At 42.0% G+C, this 15,922-nt stretch carries 15 protein-coding genes and 1 tRNA gene; 6 read left to right on the top strand and 10 right to left on the bottom strand.

From position 1 onward, the window contains the following. Window positions 1-2: 2 nt before the first annotated feature. The 7 genes from KQP79_RS07660 to pheS form a co-directional block, all read right to left on the bottom strand. Window positions 3-1,187, bottom strand: a complete 1,185-nt coding sequence (locus KQP79_RS07660; protein WP_004304398.1) for a DUF418 domain-containing protein — start codon at window positions 1,185-1,187, stop codon at window positions 3-5. 188 nt (window positions 1,188-1,375) lie between these two features. Further along, window positions 1,376-2,419 (bottom strand): porin, encoded by a 1,044-nt coding sequence (locus KQP79_RS07655; protein WP_032852552.1) that lies wholly within the window; start codon window positions 2,417-2,419, stop codon window positions 1,376-1,378. A 24-nt stretch (window positions 2,420-2,443) separates the two neighbouring features. Next, the gene (locus KQP79_RS07650) at window positions 2,444-3,421 is read right to left on the bottom strand and encodes an ABC transporter substrate-binding protein (RefSeq protein ID WP_008644886.1); all 978 of its coding nucleotides are present in this window, start codon (window positions 3,419-3,421) and stop codon (window positions 2,444-2,446) included. Between the two features lie 106 nt (window positions 3,422-3,527). Continuing rightward, window positions 3,528-4,787 carry a phosphoglycerate kinase gene (locus tag KQP79_RS07645; protein ID WP_138343135.1) on the bottom strand — a complete coding sequence of 420 codons (1,260 nt, stop codon included), beginning with the start codon at window positions 4,785-4,787 and terminating at the stop codon, window positions 3,528-3,530. Between the two features lie 93 nt (window positions 4,788-4,880). Further along, on the bottom strand, window positions 4,881-5,558 hold the full coding sequence (gene nth, locus KQP79_RS07640; RefSeq protein WP_004300865.1) for an endonuclease III: 678 nt from the start codon (window positions 5,556-5,558) through the stop codon (window positions 4,881-4,883). Then, on the bottom strand, window positions 5,555-6,754 hold the full coding sequence (locus tag KQP79_RS07635; RefSeq protein ID WP_022200071.1) for an MFS transporter: 1,200 nt from the start codon (window positions 6,752-6,754) through the stop codon (window positions 5,555-5,557). Before KQP79_RS07635 ends, nth begins: the two co-directional genes overlap by 4 nt. A 148-nt stretch (window positions 6,755-6,902) precedes the next feature. Then, window positions 6,903-7,922 (bottom strand): phenylalanine--tRNA ligase subunit alpha, encoded by a 1,020-nt coding sequence (gene pheS / locus KQP79_RS07630; protein ID WP_004300862.1) that lies wholly within the window; start codon window positions 7,920-7,922, stop codon window positions 6,903-6,905. A 120-nt stretch (window positions 7,923-8,042) separates the two neighbouring features. Here pheS and KQP79_RS07625 point away from each other — a divergent pair, with 120 nt between their 5' ends. From KQP79_RS07625 to KQP79_RS07615, 3 genes are all read left to right on the top strand, one after another. Next, on the top strand, window positions 8,043-9,059 hold the full coding sequence (locus tag KQP79_RS07625) for an energy transducer TonB (protein WP_004300861.1): 1,017 nt from the start codon (window positions 8,043-8,045) through the stop codon (window positions 9,057-9,059). An 891-nt stretch (window positions 9,060-9,950) separates the two neighbouring features. After that, the gene (locus KQP79_RS07620) at window positions 9,951-10,817 is read left to right on the top strand and encodes a hypothetical protein (RefSeq protein ID WP_138343136.1); all 867 of its coding nucleotides are present in this window, start codon (window positions 9,951-9,953) and stop codon (window positions 10,815-10,817) included. Window positions 10,818-10,945: 128 nt separating this feature from the next. Then, the gene (locus tag KQP79_RS07615) at window positions 10,946-11,158 is read left to right on the top strand and encodes a hypothetical protein (RefSeq protein ID WP_004304389.1); all 213 of its coding nucleotides are present in this window, start codon (window positions 10,946-10,948) and stop codon (window positions 11,156-11,158) included. 54 nt (window positions 11,159-11,212) lie between these two features. Here KQP79_RS07615 and KQP79_RS07610 read toward each other — a convergent pair whose 3' ends face one another. The 3 genes from KQP79_RS07610 to KQP79_RS07600 form a co-directional block, all read right to left on the bottom strand. Then, window positions 11,213-11,632 carry a hypothetical protein gene (locus KQP79_RS07610; protein WP_004304388.1) on the bottom strand — a complete coding sequence of 140 codons (420 nt, stop codon included), beginning with the start codon at window positions 11,630-11,632 and terminating at the stop codon, window positions 11,213-11,215. A gap of 1 nt (window position 11,633) precedes the next feature. Beyond that, window positions 11,634-12,632: an AAA family ATPase gene (locus tag KQP79_RS07605; RefSeq protein WP_004311410.1), complete on the bottom strand. Its 999-nt coding sequence runs from the start codon at window positions 12,630-12,632 to the stop codon at window positions 11,634-11,636. Window positions 12,633-12,729: 97 nt separating this feature from the next. Further along, window positions 12,730-12,803, bottom strand: a tRNA-Ala gene (locus KQP79_RS07600). A 115-nt stretch (window positions 12,804-12,918) separates the two neighbouring features. Here KQP79_RS07600 and KQP79_RS07595 point away from each other — a divergent pair. From KQP79_RS07595 to pulA, 3 genes are read left to right on the top strand one after another with little or no spacing between them, the layout of a single operon-like run. Then, a complete protein-coding gene (locus KQP79_RS07595; protein WP_004304386.1) occupies window positions 12,919-13,221 on the top strand; it encodes a DUF4286 family protein in 303 nt (100 codons plus the stop codon). After that, a complete protein-coding gene (ruvC, locus tag KQP79_RS07590) occupies window positions 13,218-13,784 on the top strand; it encodes a crossover junction endodeoxyribonuclease RuvC (protein WP_004300848.1) in 567 nt (188 codons plus the stop codon). Before KQP79_RS07595 ends, ruvC begins: the two co-directional genes overlap by 4 nt. Before the next feature lie 51 nt (window positions 13,785-13,835). Beyond that, window positions 13,836-15,842 (top strand): type I pullulanase, encoded by a 2,007-nt coding sequence (gene pulA, locus KQP79_RS07585; protein WP_061447807.1) that lies wholly within the window; start codon window positions 13,836-13,838, stop codon window positions 15,840-15,842. Window positions 15,843-15,922: the final 80 nt, after the last annotated feature.

Here is a 15,922-nt window from a genome sequence, read left to right as displayed (position 1 = left end):
AATTATTTATTTTTTCCAATCCAGGTCAAACGTTTCCAGAGACCCTCAAAAGGACCATGTTTATGGTGTCGGAGCCACCACGAACAGAATACCATTTGTAATAGAACAAAAAGGATGCCAAAAAGGAAGCTATAGGTGATTCCTAAATATCGTCCCAATTCGAATCCCCAATGATAGAACAAAAGAGAACCGAAAATGGATTGCCCGAGATAGTTCGTTAAACTCATTTTACCATAAGATGTGAAACGCATAAAGAAACTACGGTCTTTCACACGGTAGAAAGTCAACAGTAATCCTGTCACCAGTAATACCATGAAACTAAGGCTGCTGAATGAACTTAATATCAACTGTAGAGGAACAAGGACGGCACTCCGTTCGATGAATTCCGGCAACATATTGTTCAATCCGTAGATGGGGAAGAAGCAGAGAAGCGAAATTGCTAATGCTTTTAACCACAAGCGTTCGTTCTGTTCGCTATACAGGAAATATTTGCGGCGGCCAACCAGCATTCCGAATAGGAATAATCCCGGTGTTTGTAAGATACGTCCATGTTCCAAAGCCCAGGTCATGTTAGCCATTTGTCCTTCCCACATATTCATGCGGACTGTTTCAAGGAAGTTGCCATGTTTTTGTACGTCGAAAGCGATGCTGAAATAATAACCTGCCAAACTTTTACCTGCCACATAGTCAGGATTGCACAAGGCATAGATCAGTTTTGCCCAGTCGATAGGTTGAAGGATTAATAAAGTAGCAAAGATGGCAACTGTACGGTCACTCATCCGGCAGAATATCGGCAGGATAATTCCTAAAATCGCATACATGGTTAATATTTCGCCGGTAAAGAAAGCGGCATTGAATTGTCCTATAATGAATAGGATGAATAATCTCCATAAAAAACGCAGGCGGAAATCTTTCCCTCTCCGTTGTTGGTTATTGTCCTGAATATAGAAACTGAAACCGAAGAGCAAAGCAAATACAGCGTATGCTTTATTACTGAATGTGAAGAATAATCCTCTCCAGATAGCCTGATCGGTAAATTTCATCCATTCAAAAGGGACTTCTTCCGGGAAAGAATAGAAATTAAAGTGTTCGATGCTGTGCAAGAGGATGATCCCCATTACTGCCAATCCTCTTAATACGTCGGCCACGTCTATTCGGGCGTTGGTTTCGGCGATTTTGTGTTCCATGATTTTTGTTCTGTTATTAATAAGGTTTATATTTTATAATTATTTGATTCGGCTTGCTTCAACTCTACTGCTTTAATCCTATTGTTAAGGTACTACTTACTATAGCCTTGATACTTTACTCTTGGAACTTAACCCTGATGCTTCGGCTCTAATACTTGATACCTAATACTTAAATTTAGTCCTTGAATTTAAAACCTCACTTGTACCTGTGCCTGTATCAGGTTGGAATCTTTTTGTCCGTCTCCTTTCTTATTACAAAAAGTGTATTGTGCCTGTAACCGGCATCTGGGATAAAACCAGTATTGTACGCCTGCAATATAGTTATTTTGTTTGAAATCTGCAGCTTTGTTCGGGTTGAAATAATCGAACGAAGCGATGAAATCGAAATTCCGGGCAAAACGCACGCTTCCTGTTGCATAGAAACCTTCACTTTTCACATTCCTGTCTTTTCCGGCAAGATATTCCGTACGCAGATTAAAAGTGGAAGTGGTGACAACCCCTCCTGCACTCCAGCGTCTCTTAGCGTAATTTTCTCCTACTTTGATTCCGGTATATTCAGAGTCAGCTATGGCGTGTCCTGTTCCGCGGATAAACGAACCACCTACGGACAACCATTTCAGCGGATTAACCATCAGATTACCGACCACATCTTTTTGACTGTTTTTGTCTTTGGTGTTCAGTCCCTGTCCGTTCATTACAGCTACTTTATATTGTAGGAAGTCACGAAATAATTTCCCGTGAAGCATCATACCTATATCCCGTCCGGAAGTCATTCCGTAACATTTATCGCTGCCGCTTACTCCTGCCAGATAGCAGACAGATTGTGAATAGCAATTGATAAGTTCTACTGTAGTAGGAGACAATTCGTTTTCTATGGTATAAGGAACCTTGAATTCACCGATACGTGCCGTAAGTCCGGGGAGAAACTGATAATCGGTATACACTTCGAGTAACATGCCCCCGTTGTAGAAGTCGTACATAAAATCACAAGTCCACCGTTTGGTGATCTTTCCGTGTGCCATGAAAATGATTCGTTTGATGTCGAATGTGTTATCCGGATTCGCTGCATCGTCATAAGTGTATCCCAGTTGGGCATATCCGGAGAGACTAATCCGTTCTTTCAGTGTGTTGACAACTTGATTTAATGGTGTCTGCTCCTGTGCCAGGAGAGGATTTTGCATACTTGTAATGCATAATACAAAGGTTAAGAGTTGGAGTAGTGTTTTTCGCATGAGTTAGTTGTTATTTGATTTTGATTATGGTTGATACTGTATTATGGTTGATACTGTGGGAATAAATGTAGTGTCAATCAGATTCTTTTCAGAGTAGGTTTGGGGTATTCGGTGATTTTCTTTCAACCAGTGTATAGCCTTGTCTATCGCTTCAGCGGAGGGGCGTTTTGCTTTTTGATAATTGGGGAGGGCGACGAGTCCTGTCAGATTTTCGGGCACACCTATTTCTATCAATACTTGCTCCCATTCTTTCTGCGGGTGCATTTTTATGTAATCTACTCCCAGGTTATATCCTGTGATGAGTAGCTCGATTTCTTCTCTCTTCTCGTTGAGCGCTTTTCGTGAAAAAGCGGTAGCGGTGAAATCGATACCCAACTCTTGCGTACTTACCAATGAACGATGTTTACTGTTCATGGCGATGGATGCGGCAGGGTCGGGTAGGAAAGAGGCATCAATTTGATTGTACTGCAACATTTGCAGACGGAGAGGAAGCTGGCCGATTTCCGGCATGTTTATTTCCGCATGCTTGATTCCGGCTTTGCTTAATAGCTGGTCGGTGGCATATTCGATAACTGTGTTGCGCGACACGGCGATATTCTTTTCCTTGAGCTGTTCCAGTTGGTTGATGTTACTTTCTTTGGAGACAATGAAGCAGAAATAACCATCATTCTTCAGGATGAATCCTAAATCAGTATGATGAATAGCTTGTAATGCTACCGCACTGGGATAGTCAGTAATCATGCCATCTATTTTCCGGGTTTGGAAAGCAGCGTCCCGGTCGTTGGCAGAGTTGAATGAAAGAATGGTCAAATCCAGTCCTAATGAGTCGTAAATGCCTTGCGTTTTGGCTATATGAAAAGGAAGTCCGTCCAGTGTAGGCATCATGCCCAGGGTAAGTGGTTGCAGTTCGGTTAGAGGTAAAAAAGAGCTGTCTCCTTTCTTACTCTGACAAGAGTAAAGGAAGAAAAGGATGAACCAAAAGAATAGTATCGGTCTTTTCATACCTCGTTTTTATAAATAAGAGGAATTCTGTTTTTATAAATAAGGGCAACTCTTTTCACAAAGAACTGCCCTTCTAATAATTAACTATGTGATTTTAACAATTATCTTATTCTTGAATAGCAGCGATACCCGGAAGAACTTTTCCTTCGATTGCTTCGAGCAATGCGCCACCACCAGTTGAAACATAAGATACACCGCTAGCCAAACCAAACTTGTTAACACAAGCTACAGAGTCGCCACCACCAACAAGTGAGAATGCGCCGTTCTTAGTTGCTTCAACGATTGCTTCACCTACTGCACGTGAGCCGTGAGTGAAGTTGTCAAATTCGAATACGCCTGTAGGACCGTTCCAAAGAATAGTCTTAGATTCTTTGATAACGTTAGCGAAGATTTCTTCAGTCTTAGGACCGATATCAAGACCTTCCCATCCGTCAGGAATTTCGTCAACAGCACAGAATTTAGTATTTGCATCGTTAGAGAATGCGTCAGCAATCTTAGCGTCAACAGCCAATACCAGGTTTACACCTTTTTCTTTTGCTTTTTTCATCAAATCCAAAGCCAGGTCAAGTTTGTCGTCCTCACAGATAGAGATACCGATTTTACCACCCATTGCTTTAGTAAATGTATAAGTCATACCACCGGCGATGATCAGGTTGTCCACCTTGCTCAACAGGTTTTCGATGATTTCGATTTTAGAAGAAACTTTAGAACCACCCATGATAGCAGTGAACGGACGTTTGATATCGTTCAATACTTTATCAACAGCTTTCACTTCTTTTTCCATCAAGTAACCGAACATCTTGTTGTTTACATCGAAATATTTAGCGATCAATGCTGTAGAAGCGTGTGCACGGTGAGCAGTACCGAATGCGTCGTTTACGTAGCAGTCAGCGTAAGAAGCCAATTTCTTGGTAAATTCTTTCTGGCTTTCTTTTACTGCTTTCTTAGCAGCAGCTTTTTCTTCGTCAGTTGCATCTTCTGCCAAACCTCTTGGTTTGCCTTCTTCTTCAGCGTAGAAACGAAGGTTTTCGAGCAACAGCACTTCTCCCGGTTGCAGAGCAGCAGCTTTTACAGCAGCTTCTTCGCCCATGCAGTCGTTAGCGAACTGAACCTCAACGCCCAGCAATTCAGACAGATGCTTGATGATATGTTTCAAAGAGAATTTATCGGCAACGCCTTTCGGACGGCCCAGGTGAGAGCCAATGATGATGCTTCCGTCGTCTGCCAGAATCTTCTTCAAAGTAGGAAGAGCTGCACGCATACGAGTGTCATCTGTAATGTTGAAGTTTTCGTCCAGGGGTACATTGAAGTCCACGCGAACAAATGCCTTTTTACCGGCAAAATTGAATTTGTCAATTGTCTGCATAATACTCTATTTTTATTTAAAAGTGTTTTTAAAATTCTTCTTTTAGAACGACCGCAAAGTTACTATTTATTTCGGTTCCTTGCTATTAAATCGTTATTTATTCTTGGCTTTTGGTTCCTCTTTTGTAACTTTATAGGTGTTACAGAAATATTTGCACATCATTTGCAAACCACAGGTGTCACATTTGGGAGTACGTGCCTGACAAACGTAACGGCCGTGAAGGATGAGCCAGTGATGGGCAATCGGTATGAGCTTTTCCGGAATATTCTTCACCAGTTCTTTTTCCACGCTGAACGGGGTGGTGCAACTGTCGGGCACCAGTCCGATACGGTGGCTGACACGGAACACGTGTGTATCTACCGCCATTGCCGCTTTTTTGAATACAACCGACTGGATCACATTGGCAGTCTTTCTTCCTACACCGGGCAACTTTATCAGATCTTCCAGATTATCCGGCACCTCGCTATTGAAGTCATTCACCAGCATCTTTGCCATACCGACCAGATGTTTGGCTTTGTTGTTGGGATAAGACACGCTTCGTATATATTCGAAAATCACTTCCGGCGTAGTGGCAGCCAATGCTTCCGGAGTCGGAAAATCTTTATACAAAGGAGGAGTGATGATATTCACCCGTTTGTCCGTACATTGTGCAGAAAGAATAACAGCGATCAGCAACTCATACGGATTGTTGTAATGCAGTTCGGTTTCGGCCACAGGTATGTTGTCCTGAAACCAGGCGATTACTTTCTCATAACGTTCTTTCTTTCTCATCGTAGCTTGTTTTTATGGTAATGAGGCGTCACTTTTAGTTTGAAATAGAGGGCGGAAACTACCGTCAGGCAGGCTCCGAAAAGATAGGCCTTATCAAATGTACTTATTTCTGCGATATATCCTCCCGTCAGCATACCGATACCGATTCCTACATCCCAGGAAGTGAGGTAGGTGGAAGTCGCTGTTCCCCGCTGACTGTTGGGGGCGAGGTTGACAAACAGCGTGTTAAATGCCGGAAACATAATTCCAAACCCGACACCCATTAATAATGCGATGCCAAAAAATAGCAAGGTACAGGCTGTATCATTCCATTGAATCACATATACACAAGTTGAAAGCAGGAAGAAGCTGAAAACAACCAGGTATAATCCGGCAGCTATTACTTGCGTTATTTTTCCGCGATCCACCAGTTTTCCTGAAAAGATACGCGAGATGGCCATACCGATTGCCATAAAGGTGAAGAAGAATCCGGTTTGTGTGTTCAATCCTATTTGGCGGGCGTACATGGCGACATAGTTGGTAGTCATTCCGTAAGGGATGGAAAGTAACAGCAGACTAAGTCCGGCAGGCAGTCCTTTCATCAGGATAAAGCGGTCGAGCGAGATCGGTTCCCGTTTCACAGGAGGCTTGTAGGGCGTTTTAACCAGACTTGCGCATAGAAAACCTAAAATACAGGAACCGAATGCATAGCAGAATATCGTAGCAAAAGAAACTCCCGCATCATGCAGAAACAGTCCGAACATCGGTCCGATGGACATGGCTGTGTTGTTGGTAAGCCCGTAATAACCTAAGCCTTCCCCTCGCCGGGAAGAGGGCATAATGTCTATTACTACCGTGTTTCCGCCTACTGTGACCATTCCGAAAGAGACGCCATGAATGATTCGGAATATAATAAATAAGGTAAGGGAACCGGCAATTAAATATCCGCCGAACATCATCATAAAGATGAAGTAAGCAAACAGATAAAGAGGTTTTCGGGCAAACGTGTCGAGCAGATAACCGGAAAATGGACGGATACAGAGAGCTGCCACCGTGTAGCAGGAGAGGACAATGCCGATAGTGGAATTTCCAGCCTGGAAGAATTCGGATAAATAGAACGGCAAAACAGGAATCAGCAACCAGAAACCGAAGTATAGCAGGAAGTTGGCTGCCAAGATGAAACAATAACTGGGAGTAATGAGTCTATCCTTTGCCATAATGAATGATCGTTCAATCGACCGATTCGCGTTGATTGGAAACCAACGCCGTTGGCCTGATTGGTCTGTTGATGAATATGCCAATGTCCCGATCACCGTCCGACGGTTTCATTGGGAACATTGGCATACTGGTAAATTTAGCACATTATTAATATGCCGCTTCGAATTCTTTTAGGAAGCGTGTATCGTTTTCAGAGAACATACGGAGGTCTTTCACCTGATATTTCAGGTTTGTGATACGCTCGATACCCATACCGAGGGCATAACCGCTGTATATTTTGCTGTCTATACCATTTGATTCAAGTACGTTCGGGTCTACCATACCGCAACCGAGGATTTCTACCCAGCCGGTGTGTTTACAGAACGGACATCCTTTACCGCCGCAGATATTACAGCTGATATCCATTTCCGCACTTGGTTCGGTAAACGGGAAGTAAGACGGACGCAGACGGATCTTTGTATCAGCACCGAACATTTCTTTGGCGAAGAGCAGCAATACCTGCTTCAAGTCGGTGAATGATACGTTTTTATCTACATACAGCGCTTCTACCTGATGGAAGAAACAGTGTGCGCGATAGCTGATAGCTTCGTTACGATATACACGTCCCGGACAGATGATGCGGATAGGAGGCTGTGAAGTTTCCATCACACGAGTCTGTACAGAAGAAGTATGTGTACGCAATACTACGTCCGGGTGAGCTTCGATAAAGAAAGTATCCTGCATATCGCGTGCCGGATGGTCTTCGGCAAAGTTCAGTGCCGAGAACACGTGCCAGTCATCTTCAATTTCCGGACCTTCGGCAATGCTGAATCCCAGACGGGCAAAGATATCAATGATTTCGTTCTTTACAATGGTGAGCGGGTGGCGTGTACCGAGTTCCACAGGATAAGCCGAACGCGTCAAATCCAGTCCGTCACAATCGTTGTCCTGACTTTCAAACATTTCTTTCAGCGCGTTGATTTTGTCCTGCGCTTTTGTTTTCAGTTCATTCAGTCTCATGCCGACTTCTTTTTTCTGTTCGGCAGCTACATTACGGAAATCTGCCATTAAGTCGTTAATGGCTCCCTTCTTACTTAGGTATTTGATGCGGAGAGCTTCGAGTTCTTCGGCATTGGAGGCGTGTAAGGCTTCCACCTCTTTCAGAAGTTGTTCAATCTTAGCTATCATATTTTTGATGTATTGTTATTCAGTTTCTTAGTAAAAACCGTGCAAAGATATAATTTTATCACGAACCATCGAAATAATTTGTATCTTTGTTGCCGATATGTACCGAAAATCCGGCAACTTATGAAAAAGATTGTTTTCTGTCTTCTGCTTTTAACCTTTTCTTTTCGCCTTGCGGCCCAGATTGACTATTTGGAGCCGGTGAAACCTTTTTCCACTTATACAGGCGAGTTAGGCGAATATTATCGTAGTGTGTTTTCTTTACTTAATACGGGCTTCCAGAAACAGCCTTATGCGCGTTTTGCAGCTATCCCTTCCTTTTCGCCGGAGTATGCAATGTCGGTAGAGAAGAGGAATGGACGTTATACCCTGGTTTCGAACACATTATCGCGTACTTATTGGCAGGCAGAGAAGGGGACGGTGACGGTGGATACTAAATCGGTTGTCATTAGTGCTTCCCTATATCAGTCTTTAGGGGCTATCTTTCGTTTGGTGACAGAGCAGGTACAGGATTTGGACGGTTCTACGGCTGGTTTGGATGGAATTGTTTATTTTTTCTCTTCTACGGATGCTAAAGGTAAAGAGCAGATGGGACGTAAATGGTCGCCGGAAAAGGGAACGTTGATGGAACGTCTCGTGTTGGTTTGTCAGTCGGCTTATATGTTATCCCGAGGGGAAAATATTTCTGAACAGACGTTGGCAGTGGAGGCTGCTGCTTTATTAAAAGCATTGCAACAGCGCACCAAGGAAGAGCCGGATGCTTATAAGCGGCCGATGTATATCGGAATTTATCCGGTGGGTCCCCGTTCAAAGACACTTTCCGGAAGACAGGTGGAGGAACCTGCTCATTTCTCTGCGATGACTCCGGAAGAATATATTGCCAGTGAAATGGTTTATCCGTCAGGGCTTTTGGAGAAGAATGTTTCGGGTTATGCTTTATGTGAGTTTACTATTGATAAAGAAGGGGTTATCCTTCGTCCTCATATTCTACGTTCCACTCATCCGGAATTTGCAGAGGAGGCTCTCCGCATTGTCAAAGGAATGCCGAAATGGTCACCTGCATTGGTGGGAGGAAAGCCGGCGGATAGTAATTACACTCTTTATGTTCCTTTCCGTCCGCAACTCTATCGGAATAAATAAGCAACTTTGCATCTAAAGTCCGATTAATAAAAAAGAAATATTGCATTTATAAGTTGAACTTATACTCTCTCCAATAAATAAAAAAAATAAATTTGCTGTCATCTGTCACAGATTGTAACTTAACTGTTTGATTATGAAAAGTTAATGGCGTGACAGCAGTATGGTGACAGCACTGTGACGGCAATAATGCTGTCACTGCAAAGCTAAGAAGAGATAAACGCACTGCAAAGACGGTATGGTAGAGATGCATACCCAAATCAAGTAAAAATCACAGATGAAGTTTCATTGCCTGAATAGTATTAACCACAGGCAGATAAGCTATTTTATTTATTACCCCTGTACTTACGGGGCGGGACCTGCCTTGTAACCGATAGTTTCAAGCCTTGAAACTATTGGTTTTGTGGTTCGAAACTACAGTTTCATCGCCTTGAAACTTTAGTTTCTCTTGCTTGGAACTATTAGTTTCTTACTGATGAAACTATAGTTTCACACTGATGGAACTTTAGTTTCTCACCGATGAAACTATTCTCCCGTGTAGTTGTTTACTTATTTGTCTTATATAAAATTTCTATTGTAACTAAAAAGCTTGTCATTTATTATCTTTCTTTTCAGAAAAAAGAAGTATATTTGCAATCAAGGACCGGACCTTTGACAGCCGGACTTGTATTTATAGGACATTTAATTTATCTAACAGGAAACTAGCAATTTTCAAACAGATGATAAATCAAATGTCCGTGCCAAGCTTATATCCCTATCGATATATAAGTTCTGGTGCGGGCATACTGTATTTTCATCTGTCGGTTTTGCTAGTACCGCTGTTGGGAAATATATGTATCGTTCGCACCTTTTTTATATCCGGTTGCGACGTATACATCTAAAAACAAACGAGTTATGGCAACAAAACAATGGATTGGTATTGAAGAAGCGGCAACCAAGTATCAGGTATCTACCAGACGTATTATTACTTGGTGTAAAAGGCAAGAGATTATTTATTCAGAAGTCGGCGATTATCTAATGCTTGATGAAAACAGTCTGACGGATTGTCTTGAACGAAATATCCGGTTCAGTCTTTCCGAAGAAGAACACAAACGCCGGATGGATGAGAAGATGAAGGAAAATGAAGAGGAATTTTTTCTACTTCAATCACTGAAAGAGTTGACCCCATTGATCCGGTTAATAATAAAGGAGCTTGCCGGAATGATAAGGAATGATGAAAGACGGCAACTATTTCTTTATACCGTTTTACAAGGAAATATTAAGGATTTTAGTGTTCGGAAACGCATGAAATATCGTCAAGCGCAGAAGGCATTTGAGGGACTTGTACAGGAAATAAAATCTCAAGCGGGATTCCTTAGGACTTATAAGGAAGAAAATATCCGCCTTAGAGCAACAGTACGGGCGTATGAAATGAAATCTCGCCAAAATGGCTTTGATAATGATATGCTCATGAGAGAGGCAGAAGAAAAGAATCCGGAAATTTTTATTCCCGAAGATATAAAAGCGGTAAAGGCTTTGCTCGATACTCCTATCACAGAATTGAAATTCGATATTCGGTCGCAGCGGATCATTTCTGAAGCTGATATAAAAACACTTCGGGAACTGCTACAAATCACTTCTCAATATGGGTTTAGGAAGTTGCGTGATATGTTACGGAATTTCGGGCTGGTTTCACAAAAGAAAGTGGAAAAACGCTTGAAAGAGCTGAATGTACTGGACGTTGCCGGCAACTGCAATTTATATAGGTATCTGGATGAATGACACAGATTGGGCTGGAGTGTTTCTTTGATAGTATAATAACATGGCTGATTTCTTCAAAAATCATTAAAATAGAAAACTTTTCTTCGTTTGTATTGTCTTATAGCCATAAACTTTTAAAACGAAAACTTATGGATGATATGATTAACAGGCATGATTCGATAGCCGAGGAAAATATCGAGCCGAATGGTCGTCCGGCTAAGGACCAGTTTGAGGAATGGAGCGGCGAGGTTGCCGACCGTGCCGATGACGCATTTAAGAATGACAAGAAAGACGGTCCCATTAAAGATCGTGAGAAACGTATAAAAGAAATGGACGAAGTGATTAAAAAGGACCTTGAATAAAGGTCCTTTTTTTGCTATTTATGCAAAAAAAAGGAAGTCTGATTTGTCGGGATATTATTTGATTGTAATTTCTATTTGTATATTCTTGGGTATAAGCTCTACTCCATATTTTTTCTTGAACATAGCTTTAGCTCTTTGTACCGAAGTGTCATTGGAGGGATTACGGCTTGATACAATAATAGCCTTTTTTTTAATTGTATGGTTGGGGGCTGATAATTGCTGGATACTGGCTTCCAGTTGTTCAACAGCATGAGGCAGATCTTTCCCCTTTAATTCAACAAAATATTCGTTGTGACAATGGTCGAGTATCAGGTAGTCACATCTGATGCCATCAGTAATTTGGCAACCATCAACCTTTATTTTTGTGAGTAGATGCTGATTGGGATTTGAGAAAACGCATTTGCATTTATTTTCTTTTACTACCAGCAACTTATCTGTTACTTCCCATGTGCAGGCTTGTTTGAATATTGCCATATTATTCTAAATCTAATAATGAAGAAAAAATCCTTCCCTGTTCATCTGAAGTAGAGTCTATTTGGTCGGCGACAATGATGTTATATTCTTTATCTAAGATAGAAATGATATGTCCTTTTTCTATCTTATAGGCAGTAATTTTATTAAAGTCAACCCAACTGCTTTTAGGCATGAGTGCTGCAATCTCTTCTTCTTTTTCCGGGTGTAACTTAGATACGTTACCGGCTTCTAGCATATTGTTTAAAGCCGACAGTAGATATGGGCTATGAGTTGTTATTGTCAGCTGATGACATTCTTTTACTATGTGTTGGAGCAAAGCAATTTGAGTTTCAGGAAAGAGATTAAGTTCCGGTTCTTCTATTACGAAGTGAGTGTCCGATTGCTCCTTGGTGATGTAATCAATAACCATGAGTAAGGGTACGACGGATTGAATACCCGACGATGCGTCTTTGAATGGAATGATTTTATCATAATTGCTTAAAACTAGATTCTCACTAGCCTCACGGACTTGGAATATTATATTGAAAATAGGAACTTGATAATTTACGAATAGGTTCTTTGCTTTTTCATAGAAAGAGGCAAATTCCAACAATGTGACTGGTATAGGTGCTTTGGACAACACCAAAGTAGCTATGGAGCGGGAGAATGTACTAATGAAGAAGCGTTCTGCCGGAATGTATAAATTATGGCTTGTCGAATGGTACGAAAAAGTGAAATTGAAGGAACCATCTTCGTAGGTGATATCTCCTTGTTCTGAAGAATAACTAATATAGCTGTCCGGATTAAAATACGAAATAATATTGTACTCGGAGAACTTAGTCATTAAATAGTCGGAATCAACCTTCAAAACTTTATCCCTACTATTCTCGAAGATAGTAATTAGTTTGGCCACTGTGCTCTTTCCGGCTCCTTGTTCACCTATGAAGATATTGAAGTCTTTCAATGCAATATCTGCTGAAGCGATAGCTCCAAAATTACGAATGATAAGTTTGCGCTCCATAATTATCAAATAACTTGGTTCTGATTCGTACAATATAATTACTTCAAGAAGGCTATCAAAAAAGAGCAACTCTTTTGGAAATTGCTCTTTTAAAAAGTGGAGCGTATCGGACTCGAACCGATCACCTCGACACTGCCAGTGTCGCGCTCTAGCCAGATGAGCTAACGCCCCTTTTCTATCTTATATGATAACGTTTGTAAACGAATCTTTTTTGTTGCCGCAAATATAATGCATTATTCTGAAATAATTGCTATGTTTGCGGTAAATAATAGTATGAAATTAAGATATGCTGATTTATAATACAACTTTTCAAGTGGACGATGACGTTCACGACAATTTCATGATTTGGATAAAAGAGAGTTATATTCCTGAAGTACAGAAACACGGTGCGTTGAAGGCACCCCGCATTTGCCGGATATTAAGTCATCGGGAAGAAGGAAGTGCGTATTCTTTGCAATGGGAGGTGGAAAGCAGTGGATTACTACATCGCTGGCATCTGGAACAGGGAGTGCGGCTAAATGACGAACTGGCAAAAATATTTAAAGATAAAGTGATCGGGTTTCCGACCCTGATGGAGGTGATAGAGTGATTCAACCGGTAAAAGAAAAGATAATCCTGGGGATTGACCCCGGTACGACAATCATGGGATACGGTGTTCTAAGAGTGAAAGGAACCAAGCCCGAAATGATTGCGATGGGGATTATCGACTTGCGTAAATTTGCCAACCACTATCTGAAACTTCGCCATATCCATGAACGGGTATTGAGTATTATTGAAAGTTATCTGCCTGATGAGCTGGCTATTGAAGCGCCTTTCTTCGGTAAAAATGTACAATCGATGTTGAAGTTGGGCCGTGCACAGGGGGTAGCGATGGCAGTGGCGTTGAGCCGGGACATTCCGATTACGGAATATGCTCCTTTGAAGATAAAGATGGCTATCACCGGAAACGGGCAGGCATCCAAAGAACAGGTAGCGGATATGTTGCAGCGGATGTTGCGCTTTCCCAAAGAGGATATGCCTACTTTTATGGATGCAACAGACGGATTGGCAGCAGCCTATTGTCATTTCCTGCAAATGGGGCGGCCGACCATGGAAAAAGGTTATAATAGCTGGAAGGATTTTATAGCGAAGAATCCGGATAAGGTGAAGTAAAGCGACTGATTATAGGGATAGATATAAAGGAAATATCTAGGGGAGGTTTAAATGAAGATGGGAAGTAATTATTTAGCAATATTAGGGGTGACTACAGTGACAACAGTAATGAGCTGCTCCCCTGCGAAAAAGGAATATGCTTCTTTTGAGCTGTATCCGGTTCGTACGGGAAGTCTTACGGAAATGGAATATACGCCGTTGGCAACCAAATTTTATCTTTGGTCACCAACTGCAGAAGAAGTACGCCTGATGCTATATGATGCCGGTGAAGGCGGACATGCTTATGAAACAGTAAAGATGGAGCCCACAGAAGATGGAACCTGGACAACTTCAGTAGATGAGAACCTGCTTGGCAAATTCTATGCCTTCAATGTAAAAATCAATGATAAATGGCAGGGAGACACGCCGGGAATCAATGCCCATGCTGTCGGAGTGAATGGGAAACGTGCTGCCATTATTGACTGGAAGACTACAAATCCCGAGGGATGGGAGAGTGACAGACGTCCTTCTCTGAAATCTCCTGCTGATATGATTATCTATGAAATGCATCATCGTGACTTCTCGGTTGATTCTACTTCGGGAATTAAGAATAAAGGTAAATACCTCGCATTGACTGAACACGGGACCATGAATTCAGATAAGTTATTGACCGGTATCGATCACTTGATAGAACTGGGAGTGACACATGTACATCTTCTTCCTTCTTCTGATTATGCTTCTATCGACGAAACAAAACTGGAAGAAAACCACTATAACTGGGGATATGATCCGGCGAATTATAATGTGCCGGATGGCTCTTATTCAACTGACCCTTATCAACCTGCCACTCGTGTGAAAGAGTTCAAACAAATGGTACAAGCACTGCATAGAGCTGGTATCCGTGTGATAATGGATATGGTTTATAATCATACTTTTAATACCGTTGAAAGTAATTTTGAACGTACTGTTCCCGGTTATTTTTATCGTCAGAAAGAAGACGGGACATTGGCAAATGGTTCCGGATGCGGTAATGAGACGGCAAGTGAACGCCCTATGATGCGCAAGTTTATGATAGAGTCCGTTCTTTATTGGATAAAAGAATATCATATTGACGGTTTCCGTTTTGACTTGATGGGAGTGCATGATATTGAAACCATGAATGAGATCCGGAAAGCGGTGAACAAGGTTGATCCTACCATTTGTATTTATGGAGAAGGTTGGGCAGCCGACACTCCCCAATATCCGGCAGATTCGTTGGCAATGAAAGGGAATGTTTCCCACATGCCGGGAATTGCCGTATTCTCGGATGAATTGCGTGATGGGCTTTGCGGACCTGTGTGGAAAAAGGAGAAAGGGGCTTTCCTCGCCGGAGTTCCGGGAGCAGAAATGAGTGTTAAATTCGGAATTGTGGGTGCTATTGAGCATCCGCAAGTACGGTGTGATTCTGTTAATTATAGTCAGAAACCGTGGGCGGAGCAGCCTACCCAGATGATTAGCTACGTTTCCTGCCATGACGGTTTGTGCCTTGTTGATCGCTTGAAAGCAAGTATGCCGGGCGTTACTCCCGAGCAACTGGTCCGGCTTGATAAGCTTGCGCAGACGGTAGTCTTCACTTCGCAAGGTATTCCTTTTATCTATGCGGGAGAAGAAGTGATGCGCGATAAACAAGGGGTGGATAATAGTTATAAGAGTCCGGATGCAGTCAATGCTATCGATTGGCGACGTAAAACGACGAACGGAGATGTTTTCATGTATTATAAGCGACTCATAGATCTGCGTAAGTCCCATCCCGCTTTCCGTATGGGAGATGCGGAAAAGGTTCGGAAGCATCTGGAGTTTCTTCCGGTGGAAGGACAAAACCTGATTGCATTCCGCCTGAAGGATCATGCGAACGGAGATAGTTGGGAAGATATTATCGTGGCTTTTAATTCCCGTATGACTCCTGCGCGTTTGGAAGTGCCTGTTGGTAAATATACAGTGGTATGCAAAGATGGTGTGATAGATGTGCGTGGATTAGGTACGCAGATCGGACCGGAAGTAATTATTCCCGGACAGTCTGCATTGATTATGTATAAGTAGCTTTAGTCATTATTTGTCATATCAATAACGGCTTTCTTTCTAATTTAGATTCTTGTTTGTAACAAGTCTAATTCTGTTTG

The organism is Bacteroides sp. DH3716P (assembly GCF_025914115.1).
GTDB classification, from domain to species: domain Bacteria; phylum Bacteroidota; class Bacteroidia; order Bacteroidales; family Bacteroidaceae; genus Bacteroides; species Bacteroides ovatus.
Note: the sequence above shows the minus strand (reverse complement) of the source record. Positions and strands in the feature narration are given on the sequence as shown.

Bases quoted from the DNA above. Each gene is read 5' to 3' on its own strand.
- KQP79_RS07660 (WP_004304398.1), bottom strand. From the start codon at position 1,187: ATGGAACACAAAATCGCCGAAACCAACGCCCGAATAGACGTGGCCGAC.
- KQP79_RS07655 (WP_032852552.1), bottom strand. From the start codon at position 2,419: ATGCGAAAAACACTACTCCAACTCTTAACCTTTGTATTATGCATTACA.
- KQP79_RS07650 (WP_008644886.1), bottom strand. From the start codon at position 3,421: ATGAAAAGACCGATACTATTCTTTTGGTTCATCCTTTTCTTCCTTTAC.
- KQP79_RS07645 (WP_138343135.1), bottom strand. From the start codon at position 4,787: ATGCAGACAATTGACAAATTCAATTTTGCCGGTAAAAAGGCATTTGTT.
- nth (WP_004300865.1), bottom strand. From the start codon at position 5,558: ATGAGAAAGAAAGAACGTTATGAGAAAGTAATCGCCTGGTTTCAGGAC.
- KQP79_RS07635 (WP_022200071.1), bottom strand. From the start codon at position 6,754: ATGGCAAAGGATAGACTCATTACTCCCAGTTATTGTTTCATCTTGGCA.
- pheS (WP_004300862.1), bottom strand. From the start codon at position 7,922: ATGATAGCTAAGATTGAACAACTTCTGAAAGAGGTGGAAGCCTTACAC.
- KQP79_RS07625 (WP_004300861.1), top strand. From the start codon at position 8,043: ATGAAAAAGATTGTTTTCTGTCTTCTGCTTTTAACCTTTTCTTTTCGC.
- KQP79_RS07620 (WP_138343136.1), top strand. From the start codon at position 9,951: ATGGCAACAAAACAATGGATTGGTATTGAAGAAGCGGCAACCAAGTAT.
- KQP79_RS07615 (WP_004304389.1), top strand. From the start codon at position 10,946: ATGGATGATATGATTAACAGGCATGATTCGATAGCCGAGGAAAATATC.
- KQP79_RS07610 (WP_004304388.1), bottom strand. From the start codon at position 11,632: ATGGCAATATTCAAACAAGCCTGCACATGGGAAGTAACAGATAAGTTG.
- KQP79_RS07605 (WP_004311410.1), bottom strand. From the start codon at position 12,632: ATGGAGCGCAAACTTATCATTCGTAATTTTGGAGCTATCGCTTCAGCA.
- KQP79_RS07595 (WP_004304386.1), top strand. From the start codon at position 12,919: ATGCTGATTTATAATACAACTTTTCAAGTGGACGATGACGTTCACGAC.
- pulA (WP_061447807.1), top strand. From the start codon at position 13,836: ATGAAGATGGGAAGTAATTATTTAGCAATATTAGGGGTGACTACAGTG.